We start from the raw sequence: 25,398 nt of genomic DNA, 5'->3' as shown, positions 1-25,398 counted from the left end.
CCCTGTTTAATAGCAGGGTTTTTTTATGGCTGATGATTTTATGCCTTATAAAAACATACCCACAAAAAAACCGCTTACTCATTATAAGTAAACGGCCTTTTATCAAATATACGACTGGTAGAGCTCATATATTTTTGGTTAGCGCTTAAGCATTACCTTGAGCATCAACTTGTGCTTGCTGCTGGCTCTGTGCATACGCTTGATCAAAGTTCACAGGTGCTAGTAGCAATTGTGGGAAGCTGCCACGTGTCACGATGTCACTGATGACTTCACGAGCATATGGGAACAACACGTTAGGGCAGTATGCACCCAAGATTTGACCGATTTGATCTTCTGGAATATCTTTTAGTAAGAAGATACCTGCTTGATGCACTTCAGCGATAAATGCTGCTTCTTCCGCATTTTTGGCAGTAACGCTCACAGTTAGGATGATTTGATAATGATCGTCATCTAGTTTTTCAGCGTTGCTAGACAAATTGATATCAAGCTCTGGGTTCCACTCTTTAGTGAATACGCTAGCGCCTGGGACTTCAAGTGACATGTCTTTTACGTAGATGCGTTCTAGTGCCAATTGTGGTTGTGCTTGTTCTTCAGCCATGGTAAATCCTCTAAAATTAAATCAAATGATTGGGCAAATCGTCATTTTAATAAAAGTTCATTGTAATATAAATCGAGACTATTTTTTGGTGTTGTCTCGATATTTTTTATTATTACTTCTTACTGCTCTATTAAAACGTGCCACTGCCTATCTTTACATAAATAAAGACAGACAGTAAAGAAAGGTAGCAGATTAACCAGCCAATAGCTCGTCAAGTTTGCCTTGTTGGTTTATTTGGTTGAGTTCATCAAAACCACCAACAAAGGTTTCACCAACGAAGATTTGCGGCACAGTGCGGTAGTTATTAGTCTTTTTCATCAACGCTTGGCGCTCTTCGCTGCTCATATCGTGCATGCCGATTTCTTCATAATCAACGCCTTTGGTTTTTAGTAGTTGTTTGGCGTTTGAGCAGTATGGGCAGATAGGGGTAGTGTAAACTTTCACAGATACAGTCATGGTAAATCCTTATTTATAAATTTATGGGATAACAAACATATTATAAAGAGCATGATAAATTATCATAGTCTAAGCGTTGGTATAGTCTGTTATCAATGAGTAAAGCAAAAATGCATTCGGTGATGCTCATTACTAAAGTGGGGATGGGCATAGCAAATTCAAGCCGTTTTGGCTCAAAACGTATCTTAGGGCTGTAAAACATAATAAATAGAACATGAAAAATGAACCACAAAAAAAGACACCCAATAAAAAGGTGTCTTCTTGATAGCATTAGTAGCACTGATAACGTTAGTCAGGTCACACAAACATCAGCTAAGTGCTGTGTATAAACGCTTCACTTAAGTGCCTATACAGGTCTATTACTTGCTTAGACTTGGTTTTGTTTTACCTTTAGCCTTTGCCTTGGCGTCTTTTACACCAACCAATGGCATGCCAGCGCCTTGCCAGCCGCCAATACCGCCCTCTAAGCGATAGACACTATCTTTACCAATCATCTGAATCGCAGCACCTGCTTGTACGCCCATGTCGCAGATGATAATCACTGGCTGCTCAATCGCGCGAATCTCTTCTAAGCGGTCTTTAAGGTCAGTGAACGGTATGTTACGGCTGCCTTGAATATAGCCTGATTCAAACTTCTTCTTAGCGCGAATATCGATAAGTTGCGCGTTTTGAGAATTGACCATCATGCCAAGCGTGTTAGGCGATATTTTTCTACCGCTACGTTTGTTTTCAATCGTAAAAAACAGTATAGCAAGTACGGCTAATATACCAAATAAAAACGGGTGGTTGCCCACAAATTCCAGCGCACGATCCAAACCATACCTCCAAAAAAATAAGTGTTCTATTAAGCTGAGAAGACAGCCCAATGATAGTGAACAAGGCGCTATTATACCGATAAGGCCATCTATAGTAAACGGGCGATAACATAGGCAATAATTGGGCGGTTATTGTACCTATTTATGGATCTTCTCAGCCTAATAAAAGTATCTACTCACAAGACCGTTTTTAATTAGAGCGGACACTAACAAGCCAAATATTAATAAGGCTTCGTATCTGCCTCTTCTCGTAGCGTGACGAGGTTTTCAACGCGGCGCTGCAATACCTCACCATCAGCTACCGCTTGCCATAGTGCACAGCCTTTGCTGTTGTGAGTATGGCGACAGTCACGGAATTGGCAGTCACCGGCCAATGGTGCTAGCTCAACGAAGCCTGAAATAATATCGTCAGGAGTAAGGTGCCAAATACCATACTCACGAATCCCTGGTGTATCAACGATACCGCCTTGAGTGAGGTCTTCTGGGTTAAATGGCAGCAGTCGACTGGTCGTCGTGGTGTGCTGACCGAGCTTGGAGTTTTGTGAGATGATATTGACACTCTGTCCAGAGTCAGGCAGAAGTGCATTGATTAGGCTGCTTTTGCCGACGCCAGATTGACCCGCGAAGATCACCAGCTTTTTATCTATGTAGCGTTTTAGTTCATCAAGGCCTTCTTGCTCATCGCTCTCAGCGATATTTTCAGGGCAATCGACCGAAGTCAGAACACTTTCATAGCCAAGCGCGGCATACTGCGCCAATAATTCATTGGTATCTACGCCATTTTCTTCTGCTAATAAATCAGCTTTATTGAGTACCAATAGTGGTTTGACACCTGCATGATGGCATACCACGAGATAGCGATCAATCAACGTTGGCGCGGCGGCAGGTAATGGCGCAAAAACAATCGCCAAAATATCGACATTGGCGGCAACAGGTTTGAGCTTATGATAGCGGTCAGGACGAGAAACTAGCGATGTACGCGGTTTGACCGCTTCGATACGACCAAAGCCAGTATTAGAGTCGGCATTCCAGCGTACTTGATCACCAGCAGCTAGCATCGGTAGATTGGTACGCACATGACAGCGCCAAATATCATTCAATTCAAGCGCTTGCCAAAATGGCTCTGGATCATCAGGCGCAATCTCTGGCTGCTCAGGTATCATTGCAGGTAGACTTGTGACTTGTACTTCTAATTGCTTACCGTAATGCGCCATGACCACGCCATCCATCAAGCTATCATCGATGCTGTCTTGACTTAACAATTGCTGCTTGTCGATGCGACGAATCTGTTGTTTGGTCAGTTTGCGTTGCCGGATTAATGCCATGGGTTTTGACCTATTATAAAAATATTGCTAAGTGTAGCGTGAAAATTTGCTAACATACAGCCTAAAGCGTCTGCGGCAGACAGTGGTTTTGTAATATTTTGGCCGCTTGCTAGATTTTTTGAATCAATCAGTGCATTGCAATGCTGCCTGAATATGAGTATTCAACCGCAATACGTTTTTTAAATTATGTTTAAAACTGTCCCAAAATTTAATGACCATAGGATATTGTATGACTACCGGTGACCATCCCAACAAGATTAAAATTAAAAATCAAGGCAAAAAAGGGCTGGTGTGGATTGATTTAGAAATGACCGGACTTGATACCTTAAACGATGAGATTATCGAGATTGCTACTGTCGTTACTGACGAAGATTTGAATGTACTTGCTGAAGGGCCTGTGTTTGCTATCAAGGTATCAGATCAAGTCTTAAATAAAATGGATGACTGGAATACCAAGCAACATGGTCAGTCAGGATTGGTCGACCGTGTGCGTCGTAGCACGGTGACATTGGCGGAAGCGGAAGCTGAAACCATTAAGTTCCTAAATAAATGGGTCGATAGTGGTAAATCGCCAATGTGCGGCAACTCTATCTGTCAAGATCGCCGCTTTATGGCGCGCCAAATGCCAGAGCTTGAGCGCTTCTTTCATTATCGTAACCTTGATGTATCGTCAATTAAAGAGCTGTGTTTCCGCTGGCGTCCTGACATTCTAAAGAACTTTGAAAAAGGGGGCAGTCATCTGGCCTTAGACGATATCCGCGACTCTATTCGTGAGCTAAAGCATTATCGTCAGCATTTCTTTAAATTGATGGATTAGATAGCGAGCGATAAGCAGTTCAAGATTGTAGTAAACGTAAAAAGGGTCTGTTGAACTATCAACAGACCCTTTTTGAACTGAAGAGATATTTTTTAAGATACGTTGTCTAAAAATTTGTCAAACGTTCTTTAGCGAATAAGACATTCAAACTCATATAACTCAAACTCAGCATCATCACTGCTTAAATTATTACTATTCAAACGGTCATTTAAATGCTGGTCGTCTGTCACTGCACCAATCACAGCGCTTACTTTCGGCTGGCGAGTGTCTTTATCTAGCAAGCGCCAATCACCAAGCACGTAGCGCTTCTTATCAGCAGTCGCCTGATGAATATCTGGACGATGCGTATGTCCGTGCAATAAAGCATCGCTGTCAGTAATGGCCTGACGTACGGCCTCATCATTCACATCCATGATATAAGCCGCTTTAGTAGCATTGTTCTGCTGGCTTTTTTTGCGCATGTTGTCTGCGATGGCTAAGCGTTTCTCTAACGACTTATTAAGCAAATACCACTGAGTCAGACGATTACGCATAATTTTGCGAAAGAGTTGATATTTCTTATCATCGGTACAGAGTGCGTCACCGTGCTCTAAACGATAATTCTGCTGACCAACAGTCAAAGTATACGGCTCGCTTATCAGCTCACCACCGAACAGATTGCAAAACGGCTGTCCTAACAAAAAATCACGGTTGCCGTGCATGACTAATATTTCACAGCCATTGATACGTAGCTGTTTTAGCTTTGCAATCAATGGGGTTAGCCAATGCGCCATCTGCTCGTCTTCTGACCTTTTTCCTTTTAATAGGGATAAATACATATCATCACCCAGCCACACCTCAAACCAGTCGCCCAATATAAAGAGGCGTTTGAGCGCGGGCAGAGCAAGACAGTCATCGAGCAGCGCCAAAAAAGCCTGCACTAAGGCAGGCTCCTGAGGCGATAAATGCAAATCGCTAATCAATACTTGCCGCACTTGATGAGGGCGGGTCGTGATTAAGTGATTAAAACGTTGCATTTATCTTGATCCTCGTGACTTATCGTATGGCGAGCATTACTTAATAAATTCTACTAGAAAATGCTCGCTCATTCACAGCTATCGCTAAGTAACTATTACTGACTAGCTGCTATTGAATGACTATTACTGAGTAATGATGGTTGCTGAGTTGATAACAACTGGCTCTTTTGGCACATCAGCATGCATGCCGAAACGACCAGTTGGAACGCCTTTCATTTTTTCGATCACATCCATACCGCTGGTGACTTTACCAAATACAGTGTAACCCCAACCTTGCATATTTTTGCCAGAGTGGTTTAGGAAATCGTTGTCTTTTACGTTGATGAAGAATTGGCTAGTTGCTGAATGTGGATCTTGGGTACGCGCCATTGCGATAGTACCTTTGTCGTTTTTCAAACCATTGTCCGCTTCATTTTCGATAGGCGCGTTGGTTGGTTTTTCATTCATCTCAGCGTCCATTCCGCCGCCTTGAATCATGAAACCATCAATAATGCGATGGAAAATCGTACCGTCATATTGACCAGATTTTACGTAGTTCAAAAAGTTTTCTACGGTCTTTGGTGCTTTTTCTTCGTTGAGTTCGATAACGATCGCACCCATATTGGTGTCAAGTTCTACTACTGGTGGCATGTCTACCATGGGATATTCCTTTTTGATTGCAGCGCCTTAAATGATGCTGTCAAGTGGTGGTTAAAAGTTGGTGGTTAAAAAGTTACGGGTAGTCTAACGGCTTTTTTATCCCGTGTCATGTATCAGGCTGTTAATGCGTTTGCAAAAGCTGATAGAATAACGCAACTTTAGCCATTTTTGATCAGCTTTGACAAATTGTGATAATGCGGACGCGTTATCTGAGTTTTTATATCCCAATTTATTTTAATAATTTATTTTGAACGTTTTGTGATGCGTGATGGCACGTATCACAAATTGACAATTTGCGTTAGGAGCAATACCCGATGAGTGAGCACTCAAGCAACAATGCACAAAAAGACGAAGTAAAAAACGACTTTATTCGTAATATCATTCGTGACGATGTCAATGCGCAAAGATACCAGCAAATTGTCACACGTTTTCCGCCTGAGCCAAATGGCTACTTGCACTTAGGTCACGTAAAATCTATCTGCCTAAACTTTGGTGTGGCCAAAGAGTTCGGCGGTGTGTGTAACCTGCGTTTTGATGACACCAACCCAACTGCCGAAAAGCAAGATTACATCGACAATATTAAAAACGATGTGCAGTGGTTAGGTTTTGAGTGGGCAGGAGAGGCACATCATGCCTCAGGTTATTTTGATCAACTGCATGCATGGGCAATCCAATTGATTGAGCAAGGCGACGCTTATGTTGATTTGCAAACCCCTGAGCAAATCAAAGAAAACCGTGGTTCATTCAATGAAGCGGGAACGCCTTCACCATATCGTGATGCCAGTGTTGAAGAAAACCTAGCGCTGTTCAACGATATGAAAGACGGTAAATACGCTGAAGGAAAGGCTATTTTGCGTGCCAAGATTGATATGGCTAGCCCAAATATGAACCTACGTGATCCTGTCATCTATCGCGTGATGCATCAAACGCATCATCAGACTGGTGATAAATGGTGCATCTATCCAATGTATGACTTTGCTCATCCACTCTCAGATGCGTTAGAAGGGATTACCCATTCATTATGTACGCTTGAGTTTGAAGATCATCGTCCATTCTATGATTGGGTTATTGCAAAAATCGGCTTTGACGTACCGCCACATCAGTACGAGTTTAGCCGCTTAAACGTTGATCACACATTGACCAGTAAGCGTAAGCTTAAGCAGCTAGTCGATGAAAGTATCGTAAGCGGTTGGGATGATCCCCGTATGCCGACTGTCGCTGGCATGCGCCGCCGTGGTTATACGCCAGAGGGCTTGCGCGATTTTTGTGAGCGTGTGGGTGTGACCAAAGCGGATAGTGTGGTTGATTTCCGTTTGCTAGAGTTTAGCGTTCGTCAATCGTTAGAGACGACTACTGGTCGCGGTATGGCAGTCCTAAAGCCACTGAAGGTGACCATCACTAACTTTAGCGAAGCGGTCAGCAGCTGGGAGTCGCAAAAAGCCGATAGCGTTAATGCACGTTTTGATGATGCGACTCAGACGCTTTGGTTGACTCAGCCAAACCATCCTAACGTCGATATGGGTGAGCGTGAGATTCCATTTACCGAGACGCTATACATCGACCAAGGTGATTATGAAATTGAACCGCCAGCAGGCTACAAGCGTCTCTCTCCAGAAAAGCCAGAGATTCGTCTGCGTAACACCTACGTACTAGCCGTTACTGAACATATCACTGATGAAAGTGGCAATGTCGTTGAGCTAAAAGCGACGATTGACCCTGCTACTTTGGGCAACAACCCTGAAGGACGCAAGGTCAAAGGCGTGATTCATTGGGTATCAGCCAGTCAAGGTGTGCCAGCGACAGTACGCATGTACGAGCAGCTATTCAGTGCTGAAGATCCAAGTGGCGTTGCTGATGTTCATCAAGCGCTAAACCCGAACTCGCTCACTGAGCTAAATGCAGTAGTTGAACCATCTTTGGTCAATGCAGATGCTGGCACGCGCTTCCAGTTTGAGCGTGAAGGTTACTTCATCTCTGACAGCGAAGATCACAGCACTGATAAGCCAGTATTTAACCAAATCGTTAGCTTACGTGATAGCTATAAGCCAGCTTAATTTATGTTGGCTTAGTATTTAAAAGTATCCTTATCCAAATGAATATTTTGAAATAATACTGAACAATAGTAGTTTGCAAGTTAGCCTATTTCTAGTACGCTAGGGATGGGCTTTTTTGTGTGTAGATATAAAGTTAAGTATGATTATAGTGCGAATTTTGCTTATGGGATGCAGGTATGGTGGTTTAATTATTTATTTATCAAAGCTACCTGTCCATAAAATTCATTAAAAGATTTGTCCATCAGCTTAGAGTTAAACGGAATAACTGCATTACAATCCGTCACAAGACATTCATAACCAGTTTGTTAAGATAAAGTCAGTTTTTACGGATGTGCTTTATGTTATATTTGATAACTGAGCACGTCGATGATAATAATAGAACGCGAGGCCGACGTGTCGATATAAGCGTTCATTCACATAGCTAAGGAATCAAGCATGGCACATTTACGTTTAGGTGATACCGCACCAAATTTTGACGCTACAACCACAGAAGGTGACATCAATTTTCACGAGTGGGCAGGTGATCATTGGGTCGTGTTCTTCTCGCATCCAGCAGACTTTACGCCAGTATGTACCACTGAGCTTGGTCGCGCCGCTGCACTAAATGGCGAGTTCCAAAAGCGCAATGTAAAGCCGATTTGTATTTCTGTTGATAGCCTAGAAGATCATAAAGCGTGGGCGAGCGATATCGGTGAGACTCAAGGCACAGATATGAATTTCCCAATCATCGCTGATCCTAATAAAGAAGTCGCTGAGCTATATGACATGATGCATCCTAATGCCGACAGCACTCATACAGTACGTAGCGTCTTTATCATTGATCCAAGCAAAAAAGTTCGTCTAACGCTGACATACCCTGCCAGCTGTGGCCGTAACTTTGATGAAATTATCCGCGTAATCGACGCACTACAGTTGTCGGATGAGTATAACGTTGCGACACCTGTAGACTGGAAAGATGGCGACGATGTGATCATTCCACCAAGTGTGAAAAATGAAGATATCGCTGCAAAATATCCAAAAGGTCACAAAGAGATTAAACCGTATCTACGCACCACACCTGCACCAAACAAATAATTAGACTGATGTATAAATGTGATTAAATAAAGCCCCATGACTCAAGGTTATGGGGCTTTTATTATTTCTATTTTATGATTAATAAGACTTTGCCATGATGGCCAGATTAGGCTATAACTGTGGTATAGCGTATCAATATTTGTGCTTATCAGTACAACACCATAATAAAGCGTATCAGCGCCCAATCGCTGTCCAATCATTCTTACAAGGAGTTTGCTATGAAAAAACTATATATTACCCGTACAGCGCCCAATCCACGTAAAGCGCTTATCTTATTGGCTTCAAAAGGTATCGATGTCGATGATATGGATGATGTCGATGTGATCGATATTGATTTTGCTGCAAATGAGCAAATGTCAGAAGCCTTTACACAAATGAACCCAATGCAGACCGTACCCGTCTTAACACTAGATGACGGTACCGTGCTCAATGACTCACAGGCAGTTTGCGAGTATTTAGATCGCGTTTATGGAGAGCGTTCAGTCATGGGTAATGATGTGGTACAACGTGCGCAGGTTTGCTCTATGCGCCGTGTTGCAGAGTTTGAAGTGATGTATAACTTGATGCTCGCGTTTCAGCACAGTCATCCATCTAAGGCACAACGTGTTGAGCAAGTGCCAGAGTTCGTTGCACCATCAATTGCTCGTGCTGTTAAAGCCATGGCATATTTTGAGACGATATTAGAAGGTCGTGAATACCTAGTAGGTGAACAATTAAGTTTTGCGGATATCGTGCTATATCTAAGCTTGGATTTTGGTAAAGTATTGAAGATTAATCCTAATGAGCAAGGCGAAAACCTGGCTCGCTTTTATCAAAAGATGAATGAACGTTTCAGTATTAAAAATATGGCTAAAGCCAAACATGCCAGTGTGAATGACTAAAAGGTTCTAGAAAAATAGTTTAAATCATAAAATTTATCTATTAACCTATTTGGTAAATTGATCGCTATAAAGCAAAACAGCTAACCTCAATCGTTAGCTGTTTTTTTATGAAATATAATAAAAATCAACATTTCGTTACATAGGTTAATAGAGCCAAGGTTATAGTGGTTAATCTAGCTTAGTTATATCAATTATGTTTCTTACTTATTCATTAAAGAGGAGTGCTTTTAAATTATGACTTCTTTTGAATAGGTTTTTAAAACATAGATGGTACGCGAGATAAGTTGTACAAGCTTACTAAGAGGTATGTAATATGGTAGGTAGCCGAAATAAGCCAACGTTAAAATTACTGCTATTACCCAGTATGATGGCAGTTAGTCTGATGCTAAGTGCGTGTCAAAAAGAAGCGGCGTCTAGCGAGAATGATACAACGCAGGGTGCTGAAGCTGGCGAAATGACAGACTTAACCGTAAATGAAGATCTGGTATCTATTATGAGCCCTACATCAGACGAATCTGAACCTGTTGAATTAACCGCTCAAGACAAGCTGAAGACCACCTTATCTCATCATCGTTGGACGTTAGTAAATGCTGTTGACGCCAATGAACAACCTATGGCTAAATTTGCGAATATCAACAGTCAGGTAACGCTTGCATTCAACCAGTATCAAGGGCAAGACACGTTAAGCTATAGCGTAGGCTGTAATACGATTAGTGCTGGCTATCAGTTAAAAGGGCATACCGTAACCACTGAAGAGGGTATGAGTACGAAGATGTCTTGTGGCGAGCTAGATGTGGCAGAAAATACCTTAAACACTTTGATGCAGGGCAGTAGTGAGTTCAAAATTGATCAAGGCGATAATCCAGTATTAACCCAGTTTACCGACGATGATGTAACTCTGGTTTGGAATGGTAGGCTTACTGCACAAGCGAAATATAACAGTAAGGGTGAAACGGTGTTTTGGGCAGTAAACTCCGAAACAGTACCTTGCGAAGCAGGTAACTCTGAGCAGTGTTTACAAGTGAAGCCTATTACCTACAATGATCAGGGCATTAAAACTCACGAAGGACAGTGGCAAGTATTCGTTGGTGAGATCGATGGCTATCAGCATGACAGCAAACACGAAGAAGTATTACGCTTACAACGCTATCCGCTAAATATCGATGAATTATCAGAGACTAATGAGCCAACTAAAGATGATACTGCTGATGAAAAGTATGCTTATATACTAGATGCTGTCATTGAAAGTGCAGTTGTAGAGTAGCCCATTATAGTTTGAGCATTTGAAATGCTCATAGTCATAAAAAACACGCGTCTAGTAACGCGTGTTTTTTATGGGGTGTCTACTTTGCTGTTTATCTATTTTGACGCTTTTCTGCTTCAACACCTCGCTATCTTAACGCCTCGCTATTTTAAAGCTGATCTTTAACGTAAGTTACCTAAATCTTCTTCGGTCAAACGCCAACGGCCTTTCTTCTTGGAAGCACCGCGGCCACGCATGGCGCTATTCAATATCAGTTTGTTCATGGAATGGCTTGAATGAGCATGACAGATGGCGCAGGCAAGTCCATCGGCAGCATCTTGTTGCGGTACGACTTCTAACGCTAATATCCGGCAGACCATCTCTTGTACTTGTTCTTTGGCCGCCGCTCCGTAGCCACAGACGGCTTGTTTGATTTGCCGAGCCGTATATTCTGACACTTCTAAATCTAAAGCCACCATCGCGGCAATCGCTGCACCTCGTGCTTGCCCAAGTTTAAGTGCAGAATCAGGGTTTTCTGCCATAAATACTTGCTCAATTGCCGTATAGATAGGCTCGTCTGCGTATTTTAAATGATGCTGTGTGATGCGGGTTAGTCCATTAAAGATACGTTTGAGGCGTTCAGGCATCTCTTTGGTATCTGTACGAATCGTTCCTGCATCGATATAGGTCAGCTTGTCACCTGTCTGCTGTACTATCCCATAACCGGTCATGCGTGACCCTGGATCAATGCCTATAATAATTGCCATAATATTCCGTCTTGCTTACCTGTCATTTTATATTCAATCCTATATAAATTGGATACGGAGTCAGACTCGCTTAGCCTACGATTCGTAGTACTGTCGCTCACTTTCCTTGTAGCCAAATTATATTGTACCGACTATATGGCTTAAAAATTAGCCTTAAGTTTGATAGTATAGCAACCAATCCCCATATACATCATATGTTAGCCATTTTAATTTTCATGGCGCTCAATTTATTGGTTTTTATTTTATAGGACGACACTTTATGGGTCAGATAGTTGGTATAGCCATCGTTTGGTTTATTATCGAGATGCTACTGTGGTATTTGCTTGCTCAGTTTATGAGCGGCTGGTGGGTGTTTATGTGGTTTATTATCGCTGCGGTTATCGGTATCTCTTTGATGCGCAAAGGTATGGCTGCTCTTAATCCAATGGCACAGCAAATGAAAGCTGGTGGTATGATGAACCCTGCGATGCGTCCGCCAGAGACTACGATGATTAAGAGTATCGCGATGGCAGCTGCAGGTATTTTATTGCTTATTCCTGGGGTGCTTAGTGATTTGATGGCGCTGTTGGTAGTATTGCCACCTGTGCAGAAAAAGCTAAAAGACTTGGCCAATAATTACGTCATGAATAATCAGCAAAAGATGATGGAAATGATGGCCAAGCAGATGGGTGGTCAAATGGGCGGCGGTCAAAATCCATTTGGAGGTGTTGGTGGTATGGGCGGTCAAAACCCGTTCGGTGGTGCAGGTGGCATGAATGGCCAGAATCCGTTTGGTCAACAGCAGCAAAACCCATTTGGTGATGTGTTTAAACAGCATACTACGGTTGATGGTACTGCCAAAAACATCCCTAAAGATGTAAAAAAGATTACTAAATCTGCTAATGACGAATAACCATTCAGTTAAATCATAAGCATAAAAAAGCCCCTCTCGTCGATGACGAAAGGGGCTTTTTAGTGGTCGTAAGCATACTATTTATAGGAAATATATTTACTAACCGAATGAAACAACCGAAGTGCCGCTGTAAGATGGTGACCCATGAACCGTGAAGTTCAGGGCGGATGCGTCATCATCTCTGCAGGTTTCCTGATACACCGCAAGCGGTGCAGGCATACACAATGAGACAATAGGTACCACATCCTGGTAAAGCATTATCGGCTCAGGGAATAAACATCTACTAGCCAACACTTCAGAATAGTTTTATCTTAACCAATGAAAAGAGTGATTGCAAGTCTGAATTACAGATTGATACGTAGCTTGGTTAGTTGGCCGCATTTATATTGCATTGTATAGAAAAATCATCGCAAGATAACCCTATAAAATTATTCATAAACTCACGAAAAATGCTCAGTTTTTCAGCTATTTCAAGATGTGTGTTAATATAGAGGGCTTTATATTCCCTTACACAGCATTATAGGCGTTCATTCACTCGAGGAGCGGTAATATATGACCAGTACCCAACAAGCATCAGACTCTATTGATAATAATAAAACACAGCTTAGCAATAACCAAGACGGTGCACAGAATAAAAAAATACCGCATGTCTTGATGATATTGGACGGCTTTGGTCATCGTGAAGAAGATAAAGATAACGCCATCGCTGCCGCTAATATGCCAAATTTAGACAAGATTTATCAGCAATATCCTCATGGGCTGATTTCAGCTTCAGGGGAAGATGTTGGTTTGCCAGATGGTCAGTTTGGTAACTCAGAAGTTGGTCACATGAATTTAGGGGCGGGACGTGTTCTTTATCAGGACTCAACTCGTATCTCAAGTGAGCTGGCCAATCGTGAGTTTTATAAAAACGAAGCATTGGTCAATGCCGTAAAAGCGGCTAACGAGCGTGGCGGTAATGTCCATATTATGGGCTTGCTCTCTGATGGCGGCGTCCACTCACATCAAGACCATATCGAAGGCATGTGTCACTCAGCATTGGTCCATGGTGCCAAGAATGTCTTTATTCATTGTTTCTTAGATGGCCGTGATACCCCGCCTAAATCTGCTGATAAGTACATCAATCGTCTGCGTGATTATATCAATAAGTTGAATGCTCATTACGAAGGTGGCCGCGTACAGATTGCAAGTATCATCGGTCGCTACTATGCAATGGACCGCGACAATCGTTGGGATAGAGTACAAAAAGCCTATGAGCTGATTACTGAAGGCAAAGCTGATCGTCTATCGACACGGGCCGATGGCGCTGTCCAAGCCGCTTATAAAGCGCGTGAGACCGATGAGTTTGTCAGTCCAACGACCGTAATTGGACGTGATGAAGTGCCATATACTGTCAATGATAATGACGCACTTATTTTTATGAATTTCCGTGCTGACCGCGCTCGTGAGCTTGCCCAAGCGTTTGTATTGCCAGACCATGAGTTTTCTGGATTTGCGCGTCAAAAACAGCCAAAACTGGCAGCGTTTGTGATGCTAACTAAGTATTCAGATGTCCTAGCTGACAATCCAAAAACCAGCATTGCTTATTACCCAACGTCTTTAGCCAACACATTGGGAGAGTACCTGCAGGATCAAGGTAAAACACAGCTACGTATCGCGGAAACTGAAAAATATGCGCATGTGACGTTTTTCTTTAGCGGTGGCCGTGAAGAAGAGTATGAAGGCGAGACGCGTATCTTGGTACCATCTCCAGATGTGGCAACTTATGATTTGAAGCCTGAAATGAGCGCACCCGAAGTCACTGATAAGTTAGTAGAAGCGATTGAATCTGGCAAATATGATGTGCTAGTAGTCAATTATGCCAACGGTGACATGGTAGGGCATACAGGTATCTTTGATGCGGCGGTACAAGCCGTAGAAGCCTTGGATGTCTGTGTGGGCCGTATCGAGTCAGCAGTGCGTGCTGCTGGTGGTGACATGCTTATTACAGCCGATCATGGTAACTGTGAGCAAATGCAAGACTACGAAAGTGGTCAAGTACATACACAGCATACGACAGAGCATGTGCCATTGATTTATGTGGGCGAGCAAAAGCTACAAGTACGCCGTGGCGGCAAACTTAGTGATGTGGCACCGACTATTTTATCATTGATGAATGTTGATGCCCCTACCGAAATGACAGGTGAAAGCTTATTGGTTCCAGCAGTCTAGGCCAGTCGAATTAAAACACAGTACTTAAATGACTGTGGTTTATACTGACTTGACAGCTGTACCAGAAGATATCAAAAAGGAAAGGATAACCTATTATCCTTTCCTTTTTTTGTGATACATTTTACTTAATTTACTTGCAATACTATGCTAGTTCGAAATATGCGTTTGGTGCTATCTTATAAGTCGCTATATAACGATAAATTCGTATTCTCTATTATTCAAATGAGTTCTTTTATGCAGCCTATTTCTTTTGCACGTTCTTTTTTATCCAAAGGGTTAAGTAAATCAGTAGGGAAGGCATCAGTCGCGTCCAAGATTTTGCAGCCTGCAATTTTAATAGGTGTGCTTGGTTGTGCGATTAGCGTAAATGCACAAGCAGCAGTGGGAGCTTCTAAAAATAATGATAATCCTACAAATGGTCTACAGCTCATCAGTTTGAATGCAGATGAGATAGCGGATGAAAACGACGCTGATAATTTATCGAATATTGCTGATATGTTAGATGTCGCCGATGAGCCAGATGACTCGATAGATAGTGTGCCAGATGAAAGCGCGCTGACGGATGATGCTGATGATATTGATATGGAGATTCCAGCAGAAGTTGCACAAGTATCGCTAAATGCTATCTCTCCTGAGACGCTAAAGACATTTGTGGCTGTGGTGGATTTAGTACGTCGTCAATACGTTGATGCGGTCAATGATGAAGAGTTATTTAGCAATGCGATGAGCGGTATGCTAACCAAACTTGATAGCCATGCTGAGTTTTTGGACGCAGAAGCCTATGAGAACCTGCGTGCTTTTACTGAGGGCGACGTTGGTGATATTGGTATTAAGGTTAATTACCGACCAGAGGCAGGTTATTGGGTCGTGACAGAGGTTATCGATGATTCACCTGCAGACAAAAAAGGCATCGCAGTTGGTGATTATTTGCATCAGGTTGATGAGTTTAAGCTAGACGAAGGGCGACAGGTTAATGACGTTGAGCAGCTTTTGACAGGTATTGCCGGTACGCAGGTAGATATCATTACTTCCAAAGCTGGCCGCCGTAAGCACACGACGACGTTGCAGCGTAATAACAGTCATCCACAGATTATCGAAACCAAACTGGTTGATGGTATTGCCATTGTCAAATTACCGGCGTTTCAAAACAACAGCCGTGAGAAGTTACTAGAAGGTTTGATTAACCTAAACGCTCCGATATCAGGAATTTTACTAGATATGCGTGATAATCCAGGTGGCGTACTGACATCAGCAGTGAGCGTGGCCAGTTTATTTATGGATGATACTGATGTGGTGCAGGTGCAAGCACGTCAAAATAAATCACGGGTACTATCGACCCAAGGTGATGCGATACTTAAGCCTTTGCCTTTAGTAGTATTACAAAACCGCTATTCAGCATCAGCAGCAGAGGTGCTTGCCAGTAGTTTACAAGCACAAAAACGCGCTACTATTATCGGTGAAGTTAGCTATGGTAAGGGCTCAGTACAATCAGTCATACCGTTAAACGATGAGCAAGCCGTCAAATTGACTGTGGCCAATTATATGACGGCAGTAGGCAAACAAATAGACGAGATCGGCGTAGAACCTGATGTGACTTTATCAGGCAGCGAGAACACGTGGGAACAGCAAGCATTAGAATTAGTAAAGGCGCGCGCGCTTGATTCGGGTATTCGCTTTGTTAGAAAAAATGCTACGAAAGAATAGATTTTCGTAGCAGTCAATTAACCGCACATACCATTCAACGTTTAAAAATATTTGAAGATGACGTTCAAAAGAAACTAGTCGAACGCATCTTCAGAAATTTCGAGCTTTTTCATACGGTAGCGTAAAGAGCGAAAGGTGGTTCCTAATAATTCAGCTGCTTGGGTTTTGTTCCAGCCAGTTTGTTTGAGTGCCGTGATAATTAGCTGCTTTTCTTGTTCCTGCAAATAATGCTCTAATCCTTGAGGCGGTAATTGACCGTCGAACAATTTTTGTAAACCTGATATGTCTTTAGAAGTTTCTTGAGCGCTTTCTTGTTGGTCGGCGGAGTCAAGGACCGACTCTTTGTCATAAGTATTTGCTACGTTGGTTGACGAACTGTTATTACTAGCTGACGAATGCTGCACCATTGAAGGGTAGTGGTTGGTGCTAGTACGATAGGGATGTAAATTGGTCACTCTTTGCTCAACCTGCGTCGCCATATTGCTAGATTGAATGACTTGCTCACCGTCCTTTGTTGATTGGACTGTAGATTGAACGTCTATTTGATTTTCTACGTTGCGAGCAGGTGGCTCAGAGCTATCGATAGCTGAGCTATGATTTTGCTCTTGTGTATTTACAAGCTCAGGTTCAATGTCAGGAAGACCTAAATGACTAACGTCTATATATGAGGTATCAGCTAACGTAACTGCACGCTCCAATAAGTTGCGTAGTTCACGGACATTACCCGCAAAATCGTGGCGTTGTAAGCGTTCGCAGGCTTCCATCGTCAATGACGGCGGTGACTCTAATTGCCAGTCATCAGCAATCATCGCTAAAAAGTGGTCTGCTAACACAGGGATATCATCACGGCGTGTGTTAAGCGTTGGAAGCTTTAGCTCAATGACATTGATGCGATAATACAAATCTTGTCGAAATGCACCATCTTGTACCAATTGGCTCAGGTCTTTGTGAGTAGCAGACAAAATGCGGATGTCTACTGGAACTTCTTTTGTATCACCGATTGCCCTTACTGTTTTTTCTTGAATAGCACGTAACAACTTAACTTGCATGGCTAACGGTAAGTCCGCCACTTCATCTAAAAATAACGTGCCGCCATTGGCTTGCTGGAATAATCCCTGTTTATCAGCGACAGCCCCTGTAAAGCTACCTTTTTTATGACCAAAAAACTCCGACTCCATTAACTCCGATGGTATCGCACCGCAGTTCACTGGTACAAAGCTGCCATCACGCCGTGGACTTAAATCATGGATCAATCTGGCGACCACTTCTTTACCTGTGCCAGAAGCGCCCGATAAAAACACAGGTGCCTGTGAGCGTGCTAGCTTTAAAATAGTATTTTTGAGGGGATGCATGACAGCAGAATTACCAATCAATCTACTATCTAGCATTTTTTGTTCAGGAGAGCATTCCGGTGCGGCCTGTACTTCGTTATCTTGATGAATAACTTTTAGGGCATTCTCTACCAGTTGGCGCAAACGTGGTAGTTCTAGCGGTTTATTGACAAAATCGAAGGCACCAAGCTTTAATGCCTCAATAGCTAAATCCATGCTGCCATGAGCCGTAATCACTGCTATTGGAATATTAGAGCTATTGCTAATTTCTTTTACCAGTTCAAGTCCCGAGCCATCTGGCAGTTTTAAGTCCGTCAGACAAAAATCGTAGTCGTTGTCTTGCCAAAACGTTCTTGCTTGCGACAATGTATAAGCCACATCACTTTTGATACCCATTTTAGTCAAGGTAATTTGCATCAATCGACATAAATCTACTTCATCATCGACGACTAGCGCGGTTGTTGTCATACGTCATCTCATCGTATTTTATGGCTATAAAATCAATAGCTGGGTCTAAATGGGCGTAATAGCTTTCAAAAGATAAATTTAGGTAAGATTTTCTTCGATAGTTTGAAATTTATTATCAGATTTAATAGAAGGTACAATTAATCGAAAACATGTTTTCTCATGTTCAGGAATGTAGAGTAAACGCGCTTGATTGGCTTCACAAAATGCTTGTGATAAATAGAGCCCCAGTCCTGTACCAGCTTTATCTGTTGTAAAAAATGGATCGAACAAAAGTTCTAGATTTCCAGCACTAACACCATTACCATTATCTAATATATCGATTATAACATCGTTGTCTGCGCAGTAAATGTCGATTTCTACATAAGCGTGGGGATGAGCATAGCTGCTATAACGCAGGCCATTGTTGATTAGGTTGATCAATATCTGCTCTAACTGATGAGTATCAAATGATATGATGGGTTTGGTTTTTATTCGTAGAAAAATGTCGTGTCCTTGGAAATAATTCTCCAAAAACGATGGCATCCATTCAGCCAATTCGAGCACCTGCTGGGTAGCCGTCTGCTGACGAGACAGCTTTAAAATATCTTCGATGATACGGTTTACACGCTTTGTCTGTGAAAATATCATTTCATAAAGCTCATGGTTGCCGGTCATGGCAGCATTCGATTCACTTGTTAATGCACTGTCATCTTCCATTTGTTCTGCAACATCTTCCATTAATAGCTGGCTGGCTTGCGATATCGCTGCTAATGGGTTTCTGATTTCATGGGCAATACTGGCAGTTAATTGCCCTAGAGAAGCCAGTTTTAGTTGTTGAGCATTAGCTTGCTCACGGCGTAAGTCTTCTAATATGACAAGTTTGCTATCGTCTTTTAGTGGAATAATCTGTACACGTAATTTGCCAAATATTGAGGCATTTGCCACAGCTGGCACATCGTAGGTAAAAGCGCGTGACTGCCCAGATGCTACTGACAAGCAGGCATGAAACAACTGGGAATGCTGTTCATTGAGTTGCTGCTCAAAATTAGAGAGAAGTGCTTTGTTATGAGTCTCTTTTGTATCGTCAAGGGTATTCTGTGCTGTAGTAGGCGTGACAAGCGAAAGGCTCAGCAATTGATGTGCTGCAAGATTTGCTAAGACAATATGTTGCTTATCGATAACGATAACACCATTCACCATCTGCGTGATAACTTCTTGATTAATCACGTTAAGTCGCTCGACTTCCTTAGCATGGTTTGCCGCGACTTTCTCAAGCTGTACTAATCGCTGAGAGATAGACCAGCTCAAACCGCCCACTGCTAAAAAACTCGCTGACATCAGTAGCGCATCACCTAGATTGGCTAGACTCATGCTATTAGCAATAGCGTAGAAAAATTGCTGATAAATAACGAGAATGATGGCAAGTAACGTAATAACCAGCGCTTGTGAACCATGTAGTAGCATAAAGCTAGCCGCGACGACTACCATGTATAACATGGTTAGCTGCAAATCAGGGTTGCCTGTCGTGTAGAGCAGTAGACTTAATATAATAACGTCTAAGGCCAGTCCGAATGCCAATTGGCGGCGCATATGTTTTCTAACGACATAAAATAATCCAAGCAGTATCAAGCTTAGAAGTACATAGAAGCTTAGAGTCGTTTGTTGTAAAAAACTCGGTAAAGACGCGCTATCACCGGTACGAGCAGAGATGTATAGCATGAGCATAGAGAACAGGCTAACGACGAAACGATAGCTGCTATAGATCAACCCCAACTTACGCAACTGCGGCAGAGGAAGCGTATCGTCGTGATGTACATAACGAGTAATGGCAGAGCTAAGGTTGGTAGCAGGGTTCATAAACTGGCCGTAATAAAATAAACGCTAAAATGGTTTATGGTTGAATCAGACCATGACGAATGGCCAAATGAGTCAGTTTAACATCACTATCAACCCCAACTTTTTCATAAATACGGTAGCGATACGTATTAATAGTCTTGACGCTAACAAATAATTGATCAGCTATTTGCTGAGGGCTCTGACAATTAACAACCATCATCGCCACTTGTTTTTCTCTGTCACTTAATAAGTCAAAAGGGGAGTTTGCGTTATCAGATAATAAAACGTCTGCTAACTGTTCAGCAACATCTTGGCTGAAGTAACGACCTCCTTGATAAATCTTTTTGACCGCACGTATCATTTCATCAAGCGGCGTGCCTTTGGTAATGTAACCATTCACACCTGCTTTGATCAGCATTGAGGGATAGGGCTGTGCAGACATACTACTGACCGCCAAAATCTTGATACCCATGTCGAGTTGTATCAGGCGTTTGGTTGCTTCGAGCCCGCCAATATTCGGCATATTGACGTCTAGCAAAATCACGTCAGGATGTAATTGTTTGGCCTGTTTGATAGCCATGTCACCGCTGTCTGCTTCACCTACTACTTCAATATCGGGGCTGTCTGACAACATACGGCTAATACCCATCCGTACCAAATCATGATCATCTACCACTAATACTTTAATCATAACCATACTCTTTATTGATTGTCAGAATGAACGCTTTATTAGGTCCAAATAGTATAAAAAACGAATATATTTCAACCATTATTGTCATCTTCGTATATTCAAAATACCGCTGATTAATATAACAAAATACGAGTAATCATAACATTCGAAGTTAAATTATATTGCTGCAGTGTGAATTGATGTTTCTGTAATATAAATTGGTTGTAGTAAAGTTTGAACGAAACCAAAAAAAACTACTAAATCAGTTTGATAGATTAAACTTAAATGTAAACCATGATACACTAAAAATACAAAAGCTCTATGTGAGTACTTACAAACACATCTATAAACGCTACGTACGTTTTTGGCGTCAGACAATATGTAACTGGCGTAATAGCGACAGCAGGAGGCATAATGAAGCAACTACCATTAACCAAACAGCAATTGATCGCTGCTATGATTTCATTGAGTTTGGGCAGTGTTGCACAAGCCGCACTTACAATTAATGGTAGCACTGACACTGCCTCTAGTGCACGCCTGAGTTGGGGCGGCGCTGATAGCTTGTCTGAAGCTCGCAACATTATGTACAAGTCTAATGGCTCTGCTATTAAGAAAGTCGATAATGGCTACGGCACTACTAACATCACGAATACTAATAGTTTTGCTAGTAGTAATAACACCAATAGTGCTCGCTATAATACAACCTATCGTGGGGCTTTCGGTAGCAGCGATATGATTCCGATTAGCACTGATTCACGTAGTGTTGCGGTGATCGATGCTGAAACTGGCGAGTCTATCTACGAAAAAGATGCTGATATCGCGCGCCCAATGGCCAGCATCACTAAAGTTATGACGGCTATGGTGGTGTTGGATGCTGGCCTTGATATGCGTGAAGAAATCACGCTTGATCCAGAAGATTTCGTTGGTCCTAAGCGTGCAAGCTCGCGTTTGAAATCAGGTGATCGTTTAAACCGCGCTGAGATGCTATTGATGGCGTTGATGAAGTCGGAAAATCCAGCAGCAAAGAGTCTAGCGCGTAATTACCCAGGTGGCTATGATGCCTTTATGCGTGCGATGAATCGTAAAGCGCAAGACTTGGGCATGAATACGGCATTTTTTGGTGATCCAACTGGACTTGATAAGCGCAACGTAGCTTCGTCAAAAGATTTGGTCAAGATGGTACGTGCTGCTGGCAACTATGATGTGATTCGTCGTTTTTCTACCACTAAGAGCTATGACTTTTTTGTCTCAAATTACTCAAGTGGTAACCGCACCTATAAAGCCAGTAATACCAGTACATTGGTTCGTGACGGCAGCTATCCAATCGGTATCTCTAAGACAGGCTTTATCAATGAAGCCGGACGTTGCGTTGTGATGGAAACTCGTGTCAATAATCGTCCTGCAATTATTGTTATCTTAGGAGCAAATAGCTCAGCAACACGTTGGGGCGATGCTAAAAATATCTTAAATAGTTTGGCTACACGCCGTACAGTGTAAGCTATCTGTTCTAAATGTATAAAAAAGCTGTTATATCGTATAACGGCTTTTTTATTGTGTTGAATTTAAGAATTAAGGATAAACGCTATGAGTCGTTCATCATTTTCCTCAGTTATGCCTAAGCTATATTTGTTGACCAACGATGATGAATTTGAGCTGTTATATCAAAAGCTAGAGGCAGCCTTATCGACAGGCTTGATTGCGCTATTACAAATTCGTCGTAAGCAGGTTCTTAGTCTACCTGATGGAGCTTTGAAGCTTTTTTATGAGGCGCAAAAAATCGTTGAGTTAGCTAAAACGTACAACGTGCCAGTTGTTATTAATGATGACGTGAAGTTGGCTGAAAAGCTTGGCGTTGGGGTACACCTTGGTCAAACAGACGGCAGTATCGGTAATGCTTTGCAATCCCTTTCACCGCATCAAATCATCGGTCGTACCTGCCATGGTGATGTAGCGCTGATTAAAGAAGCAAAAAATGACGGCGCAAGTTATGCTGCGATGGGTGCTGTATTTACTTCTACAACTAAGACAAATGCTAATATCATTTCGCGTCAGCAGCTTGTGGAAGGGTGTCAGCAAGGCATACCAATATGTGTGATAGGGGGGTTAACCGCAGAAAATGTCTCAGAGCTGGTAGATTTACCCATTGCGCTTGTAGCAGTAGTCGGGGATATTATGGACTTGCCAGTAGCGGATATAGCTCAGCGCTGTCACGAATGGCAGCAGGCATTTTCTAAATGGAAAATACCTACTTGAAGTACTCTTATTAGAGAGGTTTTAGGGTAGAAATAGTCTTACAATAGAGTATTAATATGAAAGTGCTACTCAGCGTGTTCCATACATAAGGTAGCATAGGGCAGCGCTTCTAAGCGTTGCTCTTCGATCTGTTCACCGCAGACTTCACACTCGCCATAAGTACCATTTTCAATCCGACCTAATGCATTCTCTACATAGATTAAGCTTTGACGCGCTTCGCTCATCAAGTTTTTGCGCATGTCATTTTGACGATAGGATATGGCCTGATCTTCCCAATGTTCATTGAGATCATCTTGTGGATTTTGGATATGATCTTCTATCTTATCAATTCGAGATTCGTACTCATCTTTTAATTTTAATAGGTTTTGTTTAGCAGTGTCTAAGTTGATGCTCATTATTTTCTCCTAATGGATTATTTTCATTGTCAATGTTTCTATCATAAAGAGCTTGACTGCTGAGTACCACCACGAAATGTTACGGTTTATTGACTATGCTTAAAGCTAGCAACTGCAATTGTTGCCATCGAATAACGGTCTGAGAATTTAGACTAAATATTTTAAACGTGCTGAAATTTGTGTCAGGTTGCTTGTGAGACTGCGGTAGAAAACTGGTAGAATACACCGCCGCTAAATTCTGTTTACTTGAGCGACTCATCAGAGTGGTTTGATAGGTGTCAGAGCCAAGCGTTAAAAATATTAAAAAGCAATAAAGCTGATAGTTACTATATAGCACGGGTATAAAATAGCTTGGTTATATGGCAGGCGAGCGAGAATGCTACAAAATAGTGGATTGATCGAGCTTAGCACTGAATCTGATTTATATAGAGCTGACTATAATAGTCATATCAGTAATGACAGTAATCGCAAATTAACAGATATATTGATGCATAGGAGCAGGTAATGAATTTTTTGCGTATGAGTGAGTTGAACTTAACGGATAAAGTGGTCTTAATCCGAGAAGATTTAAATGTGCCTATTAAAGACGGTAAGGTCACGAGCGATGCGCGCTTGCAAGCCAGTCTTCCTACCATCAAGATGGCGCTCGAGAAAGGCGCTGCGGTAATTGTTTGCTCACATTTAGGCCGCCCAACAGAAGGCAATCCTGAAACTGTATACTCATTAGCGCCGGTTGCTGATTATCTGACGGACAAATTAAGCTCGCAACTATCGACACCTGTACGTCTTAATACTGATTACCTCACCCAAGGTGCCAATGTGAAATCTGGCGAAGTGGTTCTATTAGAAAATGTACGCTTCAATGACGGTGAAAAGAAAAACGATACCACACTAGCGAAAAAGTACGCTGATTTGTGCGATGTGTTTGTGATGGACGCTTTTGGTACAGCGCACCGTGCACAGGCATCAACAGAGGGTGTTACACAAGCAATGCGTCAAGCAGACAAAACTGTGTGTGCAGGGCCATTGTTAGCTGCTGAGCTTGATGCTTTGAGCCTAGCGCTTGAAACACCAGCACAGCCAATGCTCGCTATCGTTGGTGGGTCAAAAGTGTCTACCAAATTAGAAGTGCTACACAGCTTGGCTGAAGTTTGCACACAGATTATCGTTGGTGGCGGTATAGCCAATACTTTCTTGGCAGCACAAGGTCATAGTGTTGGTGCTTCATTGTACGAAGCAGATTTGCTCGATACTGCACGTAATATTATGACCAAGACTGAAATCTTACTGCCTGAATACGTCGTAGTCGCTGATAAAAATGACATCGATTTCGCTGACTTTACTGGCTCATTGCAAAAAGCCACTGCAACGATCAAATCAGTTGATGCGATCGGTGACAATGACATGATATTGGACATCGCACCAGAAAGCGCAAAACAGCTTGCCAGTGCCATTATCAATGCAAAAACTATCTTGTGGAATGGTCCAGTGGGTGTCTTTGAAGTCGATGCTTTCGGGCAAGGCACACAGATATTAGCTACTGCTGTAAGAGATAGCGATGGTTTCTCTATCGCGGGTGGCGGTGATACGTTAGCGGCTATCGATAAATATCAAGTTGCTGAAAGCGTGAGTTATATGTCAACAGGTGGCGGTGCGTTTTTAGAGTTTGTAGAAGGTAAAGCACTTCCAGCAGTTGCTGCACTGCAAATAGATGCCTAACTAATTAACGATACTCTGTAGCTTAGTAACATTAGACGTACAACTAACTCTAAATAACTAAGGTAGTCTGTAAAAATAATATTTTGGCTGTTGATTTACTTGTTTTTATTGATATAAGTAAGCGCAATAGCCATCGATTATTATTAAGCAGTAATTATTTATTTATATACTGAAAATTATTATTGCATGTCTGATTCGCACTCTATAAAATAGCGCGACCATGTATTTTGACATGCATTATTTACGAGAGGTTTA

At 42.2% G+C, this 25,398-nt stretch carries 22 protein-coding genes and 1 other RNA gene; 11 read left to right on the top strand and 12 right to left on the bottom strand.

The window, feature by feature from the left end:
- Positions 1-145 precede the first annotated feature (145 nt).
- The 4 genes from secB to rsgA all read right to left on the bottom strand — a co-directional run bounded on the left by secB (position 146) and on the right by rsgA (position 3,194).
- Entirely contained in the window at positions 146-598 is a 453-nt protein-coding gene (gene secB / locus JMX91_RS09775) for a protein-export chaperone SecB (protein WP_057760989.1), read from the bottom strand.
- Between the two features lie 192 nt (positions 599-790).
- A complete protein-coding gene (gene grxC, locus JMX91_RS09770) occupies positions 791-1,054 on the bottom strand; it encodes a glutaredoxin 3 (RefSeq protein ID WP_201548870.1) in 264 nt (87 codons plus the stop codon).
- Between the two features lie 359 nt (positions 1,055-1,413).
- Complete coding sequence (locus JMX91_RS09765) at positions 1,414-1,869, bottom strand: rhodanese-like domain-containing protein (RefSeq protein WP_057760987.1); 456 nt, start codon at positions 1,867-1,869, stop codon at positions 1,414-1,416.
- A 221-nt stretch (positions 1,870-2,090) separates the two neighbouring features.
- The gene (gene rsgA, locus JMX91_RS09760) at positions 2,091-3,194 is read right to left on the bottom strand and encodes a ribosome small subunit-dependent GTPase A (RefSeq protein ID WP_201548868.1); all 1,104 of its coding nucleotides are present in this window, start codon (positions 3,192-3,194) and stop codon (positions 2,091-2,093) included.
- A 229-nt stretch (positions 3,195-3,423) separates the two neighbouring features.
- Here rsgA and orn point away from each other — a divergent pair, with 229 nt between their 5' ends.
- Positions 3,424-4,011, top strand: coding sequence for an oligoribonuclease (orn, locus tag JMX91_RS09755; RefSeq protein WP_201548866.1), 588 nt, complete (start codon positions 3,424-3,426; stop codon positions 4,009-4,011).
- Between the two features lie 128 nt (positions 4,012-4,139).
- On the opposite strand, the gene JMX91_RS09750 is transcribed toward orn, so the two are convergent.
- Together JMX91_RS09750 and JMX91_RS09745 are read right to left on the bottom strand one after the other, a co-directional pair.
- Positions 4,140-5,027 carry a UDP-2,3-diacylglucosamine diphosphatase gene (locus tag JMX91_RS09750; protein WP_201548864.1) on the bottom strand — a complete coding sequence of 296 codons (888 nt, stop codon included), beginning with the start codon at positions 5,025-5,027 and terminating at the stop codon, positions 4,140-4,142.
- A 123-nt stretch (positions 5,028-5,150) separates the two neighbouring features.
- On the bottom strand, positions 5,151-5,666 hold the full coding sequence (locus JMX91_RS09745; protein WP_058025915.1) for a peptidylprolyl isomerase: 516 nt from the start codon (positions 5,664-5,666) through the stop codon (positions 5,151-5,153).
- A gap of 314 nt (positions 5,667-5,980) precedes the next feature.
- Here JMX91_RS09745 and JMX91_RS09740 point away from each other — a divergent pair, with 314 nt between their 5' ends.
- The 4 genes from JMX91_RS09740 to JMX91_RS09725 all read left to right on the top strand — a co-directional run bounded on the left by JMX91_RS09740 (position 5,981) and on the right by JMX91_RS09725 (position 10,939).
- Positions 5,981-7,720 (top strand): glutamine--tRNA ligase/YqeY domain fusion protein, encoded by a 1,740-nt coding sequence (locus JMX91_RS09740; protein WP_201548862.1) that lies wholly within the window; start codon positions 5,981-5,983, stop codon positions 7,718-7,720.
- Positions 7,721-8,155: 435 nt separating this feature from the next.
- The gene (locus JMX91_RS09735; RefSeq protein WP_201548860.1) at positions 8,156-8,794 is read left to right on the top strand and encodes a peroxiredoxin; all 639 of its coding nucleotides are present in this window, start codon (positions 8,156-8,158) and stop codon (positions 8,792-8,794) included.
- Positions 8,795-9,012: 218 nt separating this feature from the next.
- Positions 9,013-9,675, top strand: a complete 663-nt coding sequence (locus JMX91_RS09730; RefSeq protein WP_201548858.1) for a glutathione S-transferase family protein — start codon at positions 9,013-9,015, stop codon at positions 9,673-9,675.
- A 313-nt stretch (positions 9,676-9,988) separates the two neighbouring features.
- Entirely contained in the window at positions 9,989-10,939 is a 951-nt protein-coding gene (locus JMX91_RS09725) for an META domain-containing protein (RefSeq protein ID WP_201548856.1), read from the top strand.
- A 161-nt stretch (positions 10,940-11,100) separates the two neighbouring features.
- Here JMX91_RS09725 and ruvC read toward each other — a convergent pair whose 3' ends face one another.
- Positions 11,101-11,685: a crossover junction endodeoxyribonuclease RuvC gene (gene ruvC, locus JMX91_RS09720; RefSeq protein ID WP_057760973.1), complete on the bottom strand. Its 585-nt coding sequence runs from the start codon at positions 11,683-11,685 to the stop codon at positions 11,101-11,103.
- Between the two features lie 259 nt (positions 11,686-11,944).
- On the opposite strand from ruvC, the gene JMX91_RS09715 reads away from it, so the two are divergent.
- Complete coding sequence (locus JMX91_RS09715) at positions 11,945-12,577, top strand: FxsA family protein (protein ID WP_201548854.1); 633 nt, start codon at positions 11,945-11,947, stop codon at positions 12,575-12,577.
- A gap of 109 nt (positions 12,578-12,686) precedes the next feature.
- Here JMX91_RS09715 and ssrS read toward each other — a convergent pair.
- Positions 12,687-12,882, bottom strand: a non-coding RNA gene (ssrS, locus tag JMX91_RS09710) — 6S RNA.
- A 247-nt stretch (positions 12,883-13,129) separates the two neighbouring features.
- Between ssrS and gpmI the strand changes: the two genes are divergently transcribed.
- Together gpmI and JMX91_RS09700 are read left to right on the top strand one after the other, a co-directional pair.
- The gene (gene gpmI, locus JMX91_RS09705) at positions 13,130-14,788 is read left to right on the top strand and encodes a 2,3-bisphosphoglycerate-independent phosphoglycerate mutase (protein ID WP_201548852.1); all 1,659 of its coding nucleotides are present in this window, start codon (positions 13,130-13,132) and stop codon (positions 14,786-14,788) included.
- A 234-nt stretch (positions 14,789-15,022) separates the two neighbouring features.
- Positions 15,023-16,492: a S41 family peptidase gene (locus JMX91_RS09700; protein ID WP_201548851.1), complete on the top strand. Its 1,470-nt coding sequence runs from the start codon at positions 15,023-15,025 to the stop codon at positions 16,490-16,492.
- 74 nt (positions 16,493-16,566) lie between these two features.
- On the opposite strand, the gene JMX91_RS09695 is transcribed toward JMX91_RS09700, so the two are convergent.
- The 3 genes from JMX91_RS09695 to JMX91_RS09685 all read right to left on the bottom strand — a co-directional run bounded on the left by JMX91_RS09695 (position 16,567) and on the right by JMX91_RS09685 (position 20,797).
- Positions 16,567-18,291: a sigma-54-dependent transcriptional regulator gene (locus JMX91_RS09695; protein ID WP_201548850.1), complete on the bottom strand. Its 1,725-nt coding sequence runs from the start codon at positions 18,289-18,291 to the stop codon at positions 16,567-16,569.
- Positions 18,292-18,369: 78 nt separating this feature from the next.
- Positions 18,370-20,127, bottom strand: a complete 1,758-nt coding sequence (locus tag JMX91_RS09690; RefSeq protein WP_201548849.1) for a sensor histidine kinase — start codon at positions 20,125-20,127, stop codon at positions 18,370-18,372.
- A gap of 34 nt (positions 20,128-20,161) precedes the next feature.
- Positions 20,162-20,797, bottom strand: a complete 636-nt coding sequence (locus JMX91_RS09685) for a response regulator (protein WP_101206382.1) — start codon at positions 20,795-20,797, stop codon at positions 20,162-20,164.
- Between the two features lie 393 nt (positions 20,798-21,190).
- Between JMX91_RS09685 and JMX91_RS09680 the strand changes: the two genes are divergently transcribed.
- Together JMX91_RS09680 and JMX91_RS09675 are read left to right on the top strand one after the other, a co-directional pair.
- Positions 21,191-22,273 carry a serine hydrolase gene (locus JMX91_RS09680; protein WP_057760963.1) on the top strand — a complete coding sequence of 361 codons (1,083 nt, stop codon included), beginning with the start codon at positions 21,191-21,193 and terminating at the stop codon, positions 22,271-22,273.
- Between the two features lie 87 nt (positions 22,274-22,360).
- The gene (locus JMX91_RS09675; RefSeq protein WP_201548848.1) at positions 22,361-23,029 is read left to right on the top strand and encodes a thiamine phosphate synthase; all 669 of its coding nucleotides are present in this window, start codon (positions 22,361-22,363) and stop codon (positions 23,027-23,029) included.
- 65 nt (positions 23,030-23,094) lie between these two features.
- Here JMX91_RS09675 and JMX91_RS09670 read toward each other — a convergent pair whose 3' ends face one another.
- Positions 23,095-23,424 carry a TraR/DksA family transcriptional regulator gene (locus JMX91_RS09670; protein WP_102090459.1) on the bottom strand — a complete coding sequence of 110 codons (330 nt, stop codon included), beginning with the start codon at positions 23,422-23,424 and terminating at the stop codon, positions 23,095-23,097.
- 504 nt (positions 23,425-23,928) lie between these two features.
- On the opposite strand from JMX91_RS09670, the gene JMX91_RS09665 reads away from it, so the two are divergent.
- Entirely contained in the window at positions 23,929-25,143 is a 1,215-nt protein-coding gene (locus JMX91_RS09665; protein ID WP_201548847.1) for a phosphoglycerate kinase, read from the top strand.
- Positions 25,144-25,398: the final 255 nt, after the last annotated feature.

The sequence above is a fragment of the Psychrobacter sp. Pi2-1 genome (assembly GCF_904846645.1).
GTDB lineage: Bacteria > Pseudomonadota > Gammaproteobacteria > Pseudomonadales > Moraxellaceae > Psychrobacter.
The sequence above is the reverse complement of the archived record's forward strand: the minus strand, read 5'-3'. Positions and strand labels throughout refer to the sequence as shown.